The organism is Pseudomonas sp. KH_046_1 (genome assembly GCF_057839025.1).
This window is the reverse complement of the sequence record NZ_CM174481.1, coordinates 1,297,669-1,310,416: the sequence shown is the minus strand read 5'-3', so window position 1 is coordinate 1,310,416 and position 12,748 is coordinate 1,297,669. Positions and strand designations below refer to the sequence as shown.

General features: G+C 57.6%; 12 protein-coding genes. 1 reads left to right on the top strand and 11 read right to left on the bottom strand.

Annotated features, from left to right (window positions below; translation table 11 throughout):
* Nucleotides 1-48 precede the first annotated feature (48 nt).
* The 11 genes from lpxD to rpsB all read right to left on the bottom strand — a co-directional run bounded on the left by lpxD (nt 49) and on the right by rpsB (nt 11,588).
* A complete protein-coding gene (lpxD, locus tag AC3IT9_RS05830) occupies nt 49-1,104 on the bottom strand; it encodes a UDP-3-O-(3-hydroxymyristoyl)glucosamine N-acyltransferase (RefSeq protein WP_489272372.1) in 1,056 nt (351 codons plus the stop codon).
* A gap of 3 nt (nt 1,105-1,107) precedes the next feature.
* Nucleotides 1,108-1,611 (bottom strand): OmpH/Skp family outer membrane protein, encoded by a 504-nt coding sequence (locus AC3IT9_RS05825; protein WP_150727682.1) that lies wholly within the window; start codon nt 1,609-1,611, stop codon nt 1,108-1,110.
* A 45-nt stretch (nt 1,612-1,656) separates the two neighbouring features.
* Nucleotides 1,657-4,047: an outer membrane protein assembly factor BamA gene (gene bamA / locus AC3IT9_RS05820; RefSeq protein ID WP_150727683.1), complete on the bottom strand. Its 2,391-nt coding sequence runs from the start codon at nt 4,045-4,047 to the stop codon at nt 1,657-1,659.
* A 74-nt stretch (nt 4,048-4,121) separates the two neighbouring features.
* Nucleotides 4,122-5,474 (bottom strand): sigma E protease regulator RseP, encoded by a 1,353-nt coding sequence (gene rseP / locus AC3IT9_RS05815; protein ID WP_150754196.1) that lies wholly within the window; start codon nt 5,472-5,474, stop codon nt 4,122-4,124.
* A gap of 53 nt (nt 5,475-5,527) precedes the next feature.
* Nucleotides 5,528-6,718 (bottom strand): 1-deoxy-D-xylulose-5-phosphate reductoisomerase, encoded by a 1,191-nt coding sequence (gene ispC / locus AC3IT9_RS05810; RefSeq protein ID WP_150727685.1) that lies wholly within the window; start codon nt 6,716-6,718, stop codon nt 5,528-5,530.
* Nucleotides 6,715-7,521, bottom strand: coding sequence for a phosphatidate cytidylyltransferase (locus tag AC3IT9_RS05805; protein WP_489272370.1), 807 nt, complete (start codon nt 7,519-7,521; stop codon nt 6,715-6,717). The genes ispC and AC3IT9_RS05805 overlap by 4 nt, the downstream gene beginning before the upstream one ends.
* On the bottom strand, nt 7,521-8,276 hold the full coding sequence (uppS, locus tag AC3IT9_RS05800; protein ID WP_150727687.1) for a polyprenyl diphosphate synthase: 756 nt from the start codon (nt 8,274-8,276) through the stop codon (nt 7,521-7,523). The genes AC3IT9_RS05805 and uppS overlap by 1 nt, the downstream gene beginning before the upstream one ends.
* Nucleotides 8,277-8,289: 13 nt before the next feature.
* Nucleotides 8,290-8,847: a ribosome recycling factor gene (frr, locus tag AC3IT9_RS05795; RefSeq protein WP_008000041.1), complete on the bottom strand. Its 558-nt coding sequence runs from the start codon at nt 8,845-8,847 to the stop codon at nt 8,290-8,292.
* The gene (pyrH, locus tag AC3IT9_RS05790; protein ID WP_095077480.1) at nt 8,844-9,587 is read right to left on the bottom strand and encodes a UMP kinase; all 744 of its coding nucleotides are present in this window, start codon (nt 9,585-9,587) and stop codon (nt 8,844-8,846) included. The genes frr and pyrH overlap by 4 nt, the downstream gene beginning before the upstream one ends.
* A 210-nt stretch (nt 9,588-9,797) precedes the next feature.
* A complete protein-coding gene (tsf, locus tag AC3IT9_RS05785) occupies nt 9,798-10,661 on the bottom strand; it encodes a translation elongation factor Ts (protein ID WP_108216655.1) in 864 nt (287 codons plus the stop codon).
* A 189-nt stretch (nt 10,662-10,850) separates the two neighbouring features.
* On the bottom strand, nt 10,851-11,588 hold the full coding sequence (rpsB, locus tag AC3IT9_RS05780; RefSeq protein WP_008052780.1) for a 30S ribosomal protein S2: 738 nt from the start codon (nt 11,586-11,588) through the stop codon (nt 10,851-10,853).
* Between the two features lie 371 nt (nt 11,589-11,959).
* Here rpsB and map point away from each other — a divergent pair, with 371 nt between their 5' ends.
* Nucleotides 11,960-12,742, top strand: coding sequence for a type I methionyl aminopeptidase (map, locus tag AC3IT9_RS05775; protein WP_150727688.1), 783 nt, complete (start codon nt 11,960-11,962; stop codon nt 12,740-12,742).
* The last annotated feature ends 6 nt before the right edge of the window (nt 12,743-12,748 follow it).

Below are 12,748 nucleotides of genomic sequence, written 5' to 3'. Positions count from 1 at the left end.
ATCAAGGAGGCAGTCTAGCGGCTGTGCACACTTGATATGGAAATGGTATCAGCCATCTGATGAAGCATTACCGTCAGGGGTCACTTCCCCTACCTGCTTTTCCAGCTGTCGCAGACGCCGCGCGATGTCATCGAGCTGACGAATACGTGCCGCGCTTTTGCGCCACTCGGCTGCCGGCTGCATAGCCGTACCGGAAGAATAGGCGCCTGGCTCGGTAATCGAGTGGGTCACCATGGTCATCCCGGTAATGAAAACGTTGTCACAAATGTCGATGTGTCCCACCAGCCCGACGCCACCGGCGAGCATGCAATGCTTGCCGATTTTGGTACTGCCGGAGATCCCGACGCACGCCGCCATGGCAGTGTGATCGCCCACCTGAACGTTGTGGGCAATCTGAATCTGGTTATCGAGCTTCACGCCGTTACCGATGACCGTATCGGCCAACGCACCGCGATCTATAGCCGTGTTCACGCCGATTTCAACATCATCGCCGATCAGCACACCACCGATCTGGGCGATTTTCTGCCAGATACCTTTTTCATTGGCAAAGCCGAAGCCTTCACCGCCGAGCACTGCACCCGACTGAATGACAACCCGTTTGCCGACGCGAACGTCGTGATACAAGGTCACCCGCGGTGCGAGCCAGCCACCCTCACCCACCACGCTGCGAGCGCCAATGAAGCAATGCGCGCCGACAGTCGTACCGGCTGCAACCTGCGCACCGCTTTCGATCACCACAAAAGCGCCGATACTCGCCGCTGGATCGACAACCGCATCCGCCGCGATCACCGCCGTCGGATGAATCCCGGCTGCCGCCTTGGGCTTGGGATCGAACAGGTGAGAAACACGCGCGTAGGCTGCGTACGGATCCGGTACCACCAGCACATCCCCGCAATGACCTTCGGCGTCAGCGGCCTTGAGCAACAGGGCTGCAGCCTGACTGCCTGCCAGGTACTTGCGGTATTGGGGGTTTGCGAGAAAGCTCAACTGAGCTGGGCCAGCCTCCTGCAAGGTGGCTAGCCCAGTAATTGCTTTCTCGGGGTCGCCACGTAGCGTGGCGCCGAGGAACTCGGCCAGCTGGCCGAGCTTAATGGTCACGGTCATGGGTTACTTCAGCTGATTCATGCGCTCGATAACCTGGCGAGTGATGTCGTACTGAGGCTTGACATCAATCACTGCGCCACGCTCGAAGACCAGGTCAAAAGCACCTTTCTTGATGACTTCTTCCACAGCGCTGTCCAGTTTCGGCTTGAGCTGCTTCAGCATTTCACGGTCGGCAACGGCTTTGGCTTCGTTCAGCTCCTTGGACTGGAACTGGAAGTCACGGGCCTTTTGCTTGAATTCAAGCTCCAGACGCTCGCGCTCGCCCTGCTGCATTTTGTCGCCACCGGCCATCAGGCGATCCTGAATGCCCTTGGCGCTGGTTTCCAGCGACTTGAGCTTGGTCAGCTGAGGACCGAACTTCTTCTCGGCATCCACGGCGTATTTCTTGGCCGCGTCGGACTCCAGCAGAGCCATCTGATAGTTCAGAACAGCAATTTTCATGTCGGCGAACGCCGGACCTGCTACCAGTACGGTTGCCAGGAGAACCAATTGAGTCAACTTACGCACGATGCACTCCTACAAAATCCATTGTCGTTATCTTGGGTCAGACGCTTAGAACGTCTGGCCGAGAGAGAATTGGAACACTTGAGTTTCAGCGTCATCCGGTTTCTTGACTGGCATGGCCAGGGCGAAACTCAGAGGCCCCAGTGCGGTGACCCAGGTCACACCCACACCGACGGAACTGGCCAGGTTGCTCAGACTGACATCGTTACACTGCGTATTGGACTTCGACGCAGGGTTGGTATTGGTCGTCTGCTCGCACTTGGAGTCGAATACGTTACCCACATCCCAGAATACCGAGGTACGCAGGGATCGTTGATCCTTGACGAACGGCAGCGGGAACAGAATCTCTGCACCACCCTGGATCAGGACGTTACCACCGAACGGCAGTGGATCCTGGTCCGGGTCAGCAAGAGTACCCGGGTTGCCCGTTTCGAGTGCGCCGCGGCTCGGAGTACTACGCGGCCCCAGTGTACTGTCCTTGAAGCCACGAACCGAGTTGAAACCACCAGCATAGTAGTTTTCATAGAATGGCAAGCCTTCGGTCGAACCGTAGCCGTCGCCATAACCCAATTCGGTGTGCAGGCGCATGGTGTAGTTTTCGCTCAGCGGCTGGAACAACTGACCACGGTAATCGAGTTTGAAGAACGACAAGTCACTACCCGGCACGGTGACTTCCGCCGTCAAGCTTTGAGAGTGACCACGAGTCGCCAAAACGCCTTTGTTCAGGGTGGACTCGGACCAACCGGCCGAAGCCTTGAAGTTCAGATACTTGTCGCCTTCCTGGTTAACGAAGTCGAAGATCTCGTCGACTGTGTAAACGCCAGTCTTGATCGTGTCCTGTTGCGCATTCAGGCCGAAGGTCAGACGCGAAGTCTCGCTGATTGGATAACCGACACTCACACCGGCACCCAGGCTGTCCACGGCGTAGCTGGCGACGTCGGTATCGAGATCATCGTAGTCAGTCGTGCGGTAGAACGCGTTGTAACCCAGGCTCACGCCGTCGGCGGTCCAGTAGGGGTCTACAAAGCCGAAGTTATAACGCGTCTGGTATTCACTTTTGGTCAAGCCGACGCTGACCTTGTTACCGGTACCCAGGAAGTTGTTCTGGGTGATCGAACCACCGAGGATCAGTCCGGCGCTCTGGGCGAAACCGACGCTGGCGGTAATCGAACCGGAGGCTTGCTCTTCAACGCTGTAGTTGACGTCCACCTGGTCATCGACACCTGGCACGGCCGGGGTCTCGACGTTGACTTCCTTGAAGAAGCCCAGACGCTCCAGACGGGTCTTGGATTGGTCGATCAGGTAGGTCGAAGCCCAGCCGCCTTCCATCTGACGCATTTCACGACGCAACACTTCGTCTTCGGACTTGGTGTTGCCACGGAAATTGATGCGGTTCACGTATGCACGCTTGCCCGGATCGACCGCGAACAGGATGTCTACGGTGTGATCTTCATCGTGCGGTTGAGGCACGCCGTTGACGTTGGCGAAGGTATAACCTTCGTTACCCAGGCGACGGGTGATCAGCTCGGAAGTCGTGGTCATCAGCTTGCGCGAGAACACCTGCCCTTTTTGCACCAGCAACAGGGACTTGACCTGGTCTTCAGGGACTTTCAGGTCACCGCTGAGCTTGACGTCACGAACGGTGTACTTCTCGCCTTCGTTGACGTTGACGGTGATGTAGACGTGCTTTTTGTCTGGCGTAATGGAGACCTGGGTCGAAGCGATATCCATGTTGATATAGCCACGGTCCAGGTAGTAGGAACGCAGGCGTTCCAGGTCACCGGACAGTTTTTCACGGGCGTACTTGTCGTCGTTCTTGAAGAACGACAACCAGTTGGTGGTCTTGAGTTCGAACAGGTCGATCAGGTCTTCATCGGGAAAGACCGTGTTGCCCACTACGTTGATGTGCTGGATAGCCGCAACGGTACCTTCGTTGATATTGACCTTCAGGCCGACGCGGTTACGCGGCTGTGGCACCACTTCAGTGTCGACGGTAGCCGAGTAGCGACCCTGGGCGACGTACTGGCGCTGCAGTTCGTTACGCACACCTTCAAGGGTGGCACGCTGGAAGATCTCGCCTTCGGCCAGACCGGATTGCTTGAGGCCTTTCATCAGGTCTTCGGTAGAGATCGCCTTGTTACCTTCGATCTCGATACTGGCGACCGACGGGCGCTCGACTACAGTGATGACCAGGACGTTGCCATCACGGCCCAGCTGGATATCTTGAAAGAAACCGGTTTTGAACAACGCACGAGTGGATTCCACCAGGCGGCGATCATCCGCCTGTTCACCGACGTTCAACGGCAAAGCACCAAAGACGCTACCCGCGGAGACCCGCTGGAGGCCATTGACGCGAATATCAGAGATAGTGAAGGACTCGGCGTGAACTTCGGCGATCATCAATACGGTGAGAACCGCAGTTAGCAGCAGACGTTTCATGAAGTCCTTTCTTATTCCAACTGGCAATAAACAAACTGCCGCAAAATGCGGCAGATTCGCAATTCAGCGAAGCGTTACAGTCGACCCAGATCATTGACCAGAGCAAGCAACATCACCCCGATCACCAAACTGATACCGATCTGTATCCCCCAACCTTGCACCCGATCTGACAAGGGACGACCACGCGCCCACTCGATCAGATAAAACAACAAATGCCCCCCATCCAGTACCGGAATGGGCAACAAATTCAGAACGCCCAGGCTAATACTCAGATAAGCAAGGAAATTCAGGAAATCAGCAACACCCGACTGGGCCGAAGCGCCCGCCACTTTAGCAATGGTTATCGGTCCACTCAAGTTTTTTACCGAGAGCTCACCGAACAACATTTTCTTCAGTGAATCAAGGGTCAGTACGCTCATGGTCCAGGTGCGTCGAGCCCCCTCGCCAATCGCTGCCAACGGCCCGTAACTGACTTCGCGGATCATCTCCGGCGGCCAATCGACAGCCTTCACCCCCGCCCCCAGGTATCCGCTGGGTGACTTGCGCTCGCCGCGAGCGGCCAGCGTCACCGGGACGTCGATTTGAGCACCGTCGCGCTCAACCCGCAGCATGATTTTGGTATCAGGATGCATACGGACGGTATCGACGACCTGCTGCCAGTCATCCAGCGTACGACCATCGAGCGCCAGCAACCGGTCACCGGTCTTCAGGCCGGCAGCCTGAGCCGGCCCCTTTGGATCGAGTTCGGCCAGGACAGGCGGCAATGCCGGACGCCACGGACGAATCCCCAATGAATGGATAGGGTCAGGCTCGTCAGCCCCTTTGAGCCATTTGTCCAGCGCAAGTTCACGAGGAGAATCGGCCGTGGAGCCTTGCTCGCGAACCAATATCTGCAACGAACCGCTTTCGCCCAGGCGACGAATCAGTTGCAGATTCACCGCTGCCCAGCCGGAAGTCGCCTCGCCATCAATGGCCACGATTTCCTGGCCGGAGCTCAATCCCGCCCTGGCCGCGATACTGCCAGACTCGACAGCCCCGATGACCGGACGCACCTGCTCGCTGCCGAGCATTGCCAATGCCCAGAAAAACACAAATGCCAGCAGGAAGTTGGCTATCGGCCCTGCCGCTACGATGGCAACGCGCTGACGAACGGATTTGCGATTGAAGGCCTGGTCGAGCTGATCGAGTGGTACTTCACCCTCGCGCTCGTCGAGCATTTTGACGTAGCCGCCCAACGGGATCGCCGCGACGACGAATTCGGTACCTTGCTTGTCGTGCCAGCGCAGCAAAGGCGTGCCGAAGCCTACGGAGAAGCGCAGCACTTTGACCCCACAGCGACGCGCGACCCAAAAATGGCCGAACTCGTGGAAGGTAACCAGCACACCCAGAGCGACCAGGGTGCCGACAATCATATAGAGCGCGCTCATCTACTTTCTCCGCATTCCTATCCGCTGCTGCCTGTGTCAACTATCCGCAGCATTTACCGCCCGTGACGGCTCAACCATTGTCCGGCCAGCAATCGCGCCTTCGCGTCTGCCGTGAACACTGCATCGAGGTCATCCACTGCCACTACGGGCTCCAGATTCAGTACTTCCTCGATGATACTCGCGATTTCCGGGTAACGAACCCGTTCGTCGAGAAATGCCGCCACCGCCACTTCGTTCGCCGCGTTGAGCATGGCCGGCGCACTGTTACCCGCCTCGGCCGCCTGACGGGCCAGACGCAGGCATGGGAAACGCTCTTCATCGGGCGCCTGGAAATCCAGGCGCGCAATGGCGAACAGATCCAGCGGTGCCACACCCGAATCGATCCGCTCAGGCCAGGCCAGGGCATTGGCGATGGGCGTGCGCATGTCCGGATTACCCAACTGCGCCAGGACAGAACCATCGACATAGTCGACCAGCGAATGAATCACGCTTTGCGGGTGAATCACCACCTCGACCTGGGATGGCTTGGCGTCGAACAGCCAGCAGGCTTCGATCAACTCAAGCCCCTTGTTCATCATGCTGGCCGAGTCAACGGAGATTTTTCGCCCCATGGACCAGTTCGGGTGAGCACACGCCTGATCGGGAGAAACATGCGCCAGTTCAGCCATAGGCGTCTGGCGGAACGGACCGCCGGAAGCCGTCAGCAAAATCCGACGTACGCCGACCGCCTCAAGGCCACGGGCATAATCGAGCGGCATGCACTGAAAAATCGCGTTGTGCTCGCTATCGATCGGCAGCAACACCGAACCGCTCTTGCGCACCGCCTGCATGAACAACGCACCGGACATGACCAGCGCTTCTTTATTGGCCAGGAGAATCTTCTTGCCAGCCTCGACCGCCGCCAATGTCGGGCGCAATCCCGCCGCACCGACGATGGCCGCCATGACCGTCTCGACTTCCGGATCGGAAGCGACCTGACACAAACCCTCCTCACCCACCAGAACACGGGTCGAAAGTCCCGCCGCGCGCAAATCATCCTGCAAGGTACGGGCAGCCGCGACCTCAGGCACCACGGCAAATCGCGGGACATGCCGCACGCACAACGCCAGCAATTCACTCAAGCGAGTGAAGCCACTCAAGGCAAAGACCTGATAACGGTCAGGATGACGAGCGATGACATCGAGCGTACTCAGGCCAATCGAGCCGGTCGCACCCAGAACGGTAATCTGTTGCGGGCGGCTCATGGCGCCGCCATCCACAGCAACACGGCAAACACCGGAATCGCTGCTGTCAGGCTGTCGATACGATCCAGCACGCCGCCGTGACCCGGAAGCAGATTACTGCTGTCCTTGATCCCGGATTGACGCTTGAACATGCTTTCAGTGAGATCGCCCACCACCGAGACAAACACGATAAGCGCAGCGCCGATCAGCCCTTTGAGCAGCTCGGCCACCGTCCAGTCGCGTACCAGAGCAACGATTGTGGTAATCACCAGGCTCAGCGCCAGACCACCGTAAACGCCTTCCCAGCTTTTGCCCGGACTGACCTGTGGTGCGAGCTTGCGCTTGCCGAAGGCCCGACCGGAAAAGTAGGCGCCAATATCGGCCCCCCAGACCAACACCATCACCGCCATAATCAGCCAGTTACCCAGCGGGTATTGCTTGATCTGCACCAGACCTTGCCACGCCGGCAGGAGAATCAACAGACCGATCACCAACTTGGTCGCCGCATTGGACCAATGCTCGCTCGAACGCGGATAGGTCAGCACCAGATACGTCGCCACCACCCACCACAGCACCGAAGCGCCCAATACCCAAGGCGCGAGGCCGGGCAGGATGTACATGACGAACAGCATCAAGGCGACCACAGCGGCATAACCGACGCGGAACGCCTGATCGGCGAAACCCGCCAGGCGCGCCCACTCCCAGGCACCCAGGGTTACGACCAGCCCGATGAACAGTGCAAAACCGGAACCTTCAAGCAGGAAAAACCCGCACAGGGCAATCGGCAGCAGGATCAGTGCGGTGATGATTCGTTGTTTAAGCATTAAACCCGGGCTCCAGCCTCGACCTGCTCGCTCGTTTTACCGAAGCGGCGCTGGCGGGAAGCAAAATCGGCCAGCGCATTGCGCATGGCATCGTGTTTGAAGTCCGGCCAGAACAGGTCGGAGAAATACAACTCGGCATAGGCAAGTTGCCAGAGCAGGAAGTTGCTGATGCGGTGCTCACCACCGGTACGGATACACAAGTCCGGCAACGGCAGGTCGCCTGTGACCAGGCAGGTCTGCAGCAGACCAGGCGTGATGTCCTCCGGACGCAAGTGTCCGGCCTGAACTTCTCGCGCCAGTCGTTGCGCAGCTTGCGCGATATCCCACTGACCGCCGTAATTGGCAGCGATCTGCAGCACAAAACGATTGGCGCCAACCGTCATGGCTTCTGCTTCACGCATGGCGGCCTGCAGCTCGGGATGAAAACGCGAACGGTCACCAATGATGCGCAGGCTGATGTTGTTGTCGTTGAGGCGCTTGGCCTCACGACGTAGCGCCCTGAAGAACAGATCCATCAAAGCGCTGACCTCATCGGCCGGACGTTGCCAGTTCTCGCTGGAAAAGGCGAACAAGGTCAGCACTTCGACCTTGGCCTCGGCACAAACCTCGATGACCGCACGCACCGCATCCACGCCCGCTTTATGCCCGGCGACACCCGGCATAAAGCGTTTTTTCGCCCAGCGATTGTTACCATCCATGATGATCGCGACATGGCGCGGCACCGCGGACGGTGCAGTCTGCTTTGTCTTATCCATGAAAACGCGACCCTTATACGGCCATCAGGTCTTTTTCTTTCTGCGCCAGATCCGCGTCGATTTTAGCCACGAACTTCTTGGTCAGATCGTCAATCTCGCCAGTCGCACGACGCTCTTCGTCTTCGCTGATCTCTTTTTCCTTCACCAGATCCTTGAGCTGGCTGTTGGCATCACGACGGATGTTGCGCACGGCAACACGGGCATCTTCAGCGACGTCACGAGCCTGCTTGGTGAAACCCTTGCGGGTTTCTTCGGTCAGGGCAGGCATGGAGATCAACAGCAGCTCGCCGAGGTTGGTCGGGTTCAGGTTCAGACCCGCGCTACCGATCGCCTTGTCGACGGCACCCAGCATGTTGCGTTCGAAAGCAACGACTTGCAGGGTACGGGCGTCCTTGACGGTGATGTTGGCCACTTGCTTGATCGGGGTGTCGGAACCGTAGTACGGCACCATCACGCCTTCCAGGATGCTCGGGTGCGCCTGGCCGGTACGAATGCGGCCGAAGTTGTGCGCCAGCGACTCCACGGACTTCTGCATGCGCTCTTGAGCGTCTTTCTTGATTTCGTTGATCATTGTTGGCCTTCCTCGATCAGGGTTCCTTCAGCGCCGCCATGCACGATGTTCAGCAGGGCGCCGGGCTTGTTCATGTTAAATACGCGTAGCGGCATCTTGTGGTCGCGGCACAGGCAAATGGCCGTCAGATCCATCACACCCAGCTTGCGATCCAGCACTTCATCGTAGGTCAGATGATCGAACTTCTCGGCATGCGGGTCTTTGAACGGGTCAGCGGTGTAGACGCCATCGACCTTGGTCGCCTTGAGCACGACATCGGCATCGATTTCGATTGCACGCAGGCAGGCAGCCGAATCCGTCGTAAAGAACGGGTTGCCGGTACCGGCCGCGAAAATCACCACGTCCTTGGAGTTCAAGTGACGCATGGCCTTGCGACGATCGTAGTGATCGGTCACGCCAACCATGGAAATAGCGGACATCACGATGGCCGAGATGTTGGCACGTTCCAGCGCGTCGCGCATTGCCAGGGCGTTCATCACAGTGGCCAGCATGCCCATGTGGTCACCGGTAACCCGATCCATGCCCGCCGCGCTGAGCGCCGCGCCGCGGAACAGGTTGCCACCACCGATGACCAGACCGACCTGAACACCGATGCCGACCAGTTGGCCAACTTCCAATGCCATGCGATCCAGAACTTTCGGGTCGATCCCGAACTCTTCCGAGCCCATCAGGGCCTCGCCGCTAAGCTTGAGTAGAATGCGTTTATAGCGAGCCTGATAACCACTGCCCTGCTGAGCCATTGCGAATCTCTCCTGCGGCGTATTTTAAAAATTCTTTGCGAGCTGTTTACAGCTGGCGCTCACTCTAGCTTGGCGCTGCTTCAGCGCCATCGGAACATGGCTTTGTAAGCCAGTTCCAAAAGGAAACCAAATAAAAATTGGTGCCCCATCTGAAAAGAGGCTGCGCGCGTGAGCGGGCAGCCTCTTCTGGGCGACAGTTAAAAAACCGTCTTATTGCTTGGCGGCAGCCAGCTGGGCAGCAACTTCTTCTGCGAAGTTGTCCACTGGCTTCTCGATGCCTTCGCCTACCTTGAAGTAAGTGAAGGAAACGATTTCAGCGCCGGCTTTCTTGGCCAGTTCGCCGACCTTGATTTCAGGGTTCTTGACGAAAGCCTGCTCAACCAGGCTGGCTTCGGCCAGGAACTTGCTGATACGGCCTTTGACCATGTTTTCAACGATGTTTTCCGGCTTGCCGGCGATCTTGTCAGCGTTCAGCGTCAGGAACACGCCTTTCTCGCGCTCGATCGCTTCAGCGGAAACTTCCGATGGCAGCAGGAATTCAGGATTGGTAGCCGCTACGTGCATAGCGATGTCCTTGGCCAGCTCGACACTGCCGCCTTTCAGGACAACTGCAACACCGATCTTGTTGCCGTGCAGGTAGCCACCGACAACGTCACCCTCAACGCGTGCCAGACGACGGATGTTGACGTTTTCGCCAACCTTGCCGACCAGTACCAGGCGAGCAGTTTCTTGAGCTTCGATCAGCGGAGCAACATCAGTCAACTTGTCGGCGAACGCTTTTTCAACGCTTGCTGCAACAAATTCCTTGAAGTCGTCCTGCAGGGCCAGGAAGTCGGTCTGCGAGTTCACTTCCAGCAGAACGGCGGACTTACCGTCTTCCTTCAGAGCGATAGCGCCTTCAGCGGCAACGTTGCCGGCCTTCTTGGCAGCCTTGATGGCGCCCGAAGCGCGCATGTCATCAATGGCTTTCTCGATGTCGCCGCCAGCCTTGGTCAAGGCCTTTTTGCAGTCCATCATGCCTTCGCCAGTACGCTCGCGCAGTTCTTTGACCAACGCTGCAGTAATCTCTGCCATTTCAAAATCCTCTTGGATAGGTTTTCAACCATTCCACCCGATCGAACGGGCGATCAATTCTTCCCCAACCACCCTTGTTAGCTGCCGCACGTTACAGATAGAGCGGTGGGCGCCGACAAATGGTTTTCGAGGTGGCAAAAAGGGGGCCAAGCCCCCTTTTTGCTTACTGAGTCAACGCCAGGGCGTCAATTACTCAGCTGCAGCCTGAGTTTCTTCAGCTGCGAACTCTACGGTGCCGCCGGCAACGTTGTTGCGACCGCGGATTACAGCGTCAGCCATCGAACCCATGTACAGCTGGATAGCGCGGATTGCGTCATCGTTGCCTGGGATGATGTAGTCAACGCCTTCCGGGCTGCTGTTGGTATCGACTACGCCGATAACCGGGATGCCCAGCTTGTTGGCTTCGGTGATCGCGATGCGCTCGTGATCAACGTCGATAACGAACAGAGCGTCTGGCAGACCGCCCATGTCCTTGATACCACCCAGGGAACGATCCAGCTTTTCCAGGTCACGAGTGCGCATCAGCGCTTCTTTCTTGGTCAGCTTGGCGAAAGTACCGTCTTCGGCTTGAACTTCAAGGTCACGCAGACGCTTGATGGAAGCACGGATGGTTTTGAAGTTGGTCAGCATGCCGCCCAACCAGCGGTGATCGACGTACGGCGAACCGCAACGTGCTGCTTCTTCAGCAACGATCTTGCCAGCGGAACGCTTGGTGCCGACGAACAGAATCTTGTTTTTGCCCTGGGCCAGACGCTCTACGAAAGTCAGAGCTTCGTTGAACATTGGCAGGGTTTTTTCAAGGTTGATGATGTGGATCTTGTTACGCGCGCCGAAAATGTACTTACCCATTTTCGGGTTCCAGTAACGGGTCTGGTGACCGAAGTGCACACCGGCCTTCAGCATATCGCGCATGTTGACTTGGGACATGATAGTTCCTTAATAAGTCGGGTTTGGCCTCCACGTATCCCAATGACCAACCAGCAGCATCAGCTGAAGGCACCCAGGTCATCGTGTCGACACGTGTGTGGATTTAGGCTTTACGGGACATCCCCGGAAAGCGGCGCATTTTATATCACAAGGCAGGGCAAAACGGAACCCGGATTCTGAAATCCTGGCGAGTGCTTTGCTCCATCCCTAGGAATCCGCCAAGAATGCACCATTCTATAGAGAGAAGCGATGCACACAGGCGCAGATTTGCGCTGATCGTCTGGTAGAATCGCATTTTTCAGGGCCGCGAAGTTTGATCGCGCAATGCCCTTTCCGTTTAGTAAGCGCCGTCGGGCGCAGAGAGAGCCTGTATGACCGTCACCCTCAAAACCCCCGAGGATATCGCCAAAATGCGTATCGCCGGCAAACTGGCCGCCGATGTGCTGGAAATGATTGCCGAATATGTCAAGCCGGGCGTTACCACCGATCAACTGAACCAGATCTGCCACGACTACATCGTCAATGAGCAGAAAGCCATCCCTGCCCCGCTCAACTACAAGGGCTATCCGAAGTCGATCTGCACGTCGATCAACCATGTGGTCTGTCACGGCATCCCGAACGACAAGCCGCTGAAAGATGGCGATACCCTGAACATCGACGTCACCGTCATCAAGGACGGCTACCACGGCGACACCAGCCGCATGTTCCACGTCGGCAACGTGCCGGTCTGGGCCGAGCGCCTGTCCCAGGTGACCCAGGAATGCATGTACAAGGCGATTGAAATCGTCAAGCCCGGCTGCCGCCTGGGCGACATCGGCGAAATCATCCAGAAGCACGCGGAAAAGAACGGATTTTCGGTGGTTCGCGAATTCTGCGGTCATGGTATCGGCAAGGTGTTCCACGAAGAGCCGCAGATCCTGCACTACGGCCGCGCTGGCACCGGCATGGAACTCAAGGCCGGCATGACCTTCACCATCGAGCCGATGATCAACCAGGGCCGTGCCGACACCAAGGTACTGGGCGACGGCTGGACCGCGATCACCAAGGACCGAAAGCTCTCGGCACAGTGGGAACACACCCTGCTGGTGACTGAAACCGGTTACGAGATCTTCACCCTGCGCGGCGATGACACCATCCCTCGCGTTTCGGCCTGATCCCGA

Excerpts from the sequence above, each read along its gene's own strand:
- uppS (WP_150727687.1), bottom strand. The coding sequence starts at position 8,276 with ATGGATAAGACAAAGCAGACTGCACCGTCCGCGGTGCCGCGCCATGTC.
- lpxD (WP_489272372.1), bottom strand. The coding sequence starts at position 1,104 with ATGACCGTGACCATTAAGCTCGGCCAGCTGGCCGAGTTCCTCGGCGCC.
- frr (WP_008000041.1), bottom strand. The coding sequence starts at position 8,847 with ATGATCAACGAAATCAAGAAAGACGCTCAAGAGCGCATGCAGAAGTCC.
- ispC (WP_150727685.1), bottom strand. The coding sequence starts at position 6,718 with ATGAGCCGCCCGCAACAGATTACCGTTCTGGGTGCGACCGGCTCGATT.
- AC3IT9_RS05805 (WP_489272370.1), bottom strand. The coding sequence starts at position 7,521 with ATGCTTAAACAACGAATCATCACCGCACTGATCCTGCTGCCGATTGCC.
- tsf (WP_108216655.1), bottom strand. The coding sequence starts at position 10,661 with ATGGCAGAGATTACTGCAGCGTTGGTCAAAGAACTGCGCGAGCGTACT.
- bamA (WP_150727683.1), bottom strand. The coding sequence starts at position 4,047 with ATGAAACGTCTGCTGCTAACTGCGGTTCTCACCGTATTGATGATCGCC.
- pyrH (WP_095077480.1), bottom strand. The coding sequence starts at position 9,587 with ATGGCTCAGCAGGGCAGTGGTTATCAGGCTCGCTATAAACGCATTCTA.
- rpsB (WP_008052780.1), bottom strand. The coding sequence starts at position 11,588 with ATGTCCCAAGTCAACATGCGCGATATGCTGAAGGCCGGTGTGCACTTC.
- rseP (WP_150754196.1), bottom strand. The coding sequence starts at position 5,474 with ATGAGCGCGCTCTATATGATTGTCGGCACCCTGGTCGCTCTGGGTGTG.
- map (WP_150727688.1), top strand. The coding sequence starts at position 11,960 with ATGACCGTCACCCTCAAAACCCCCGAGGATATCGCCAAAATGCGTATC.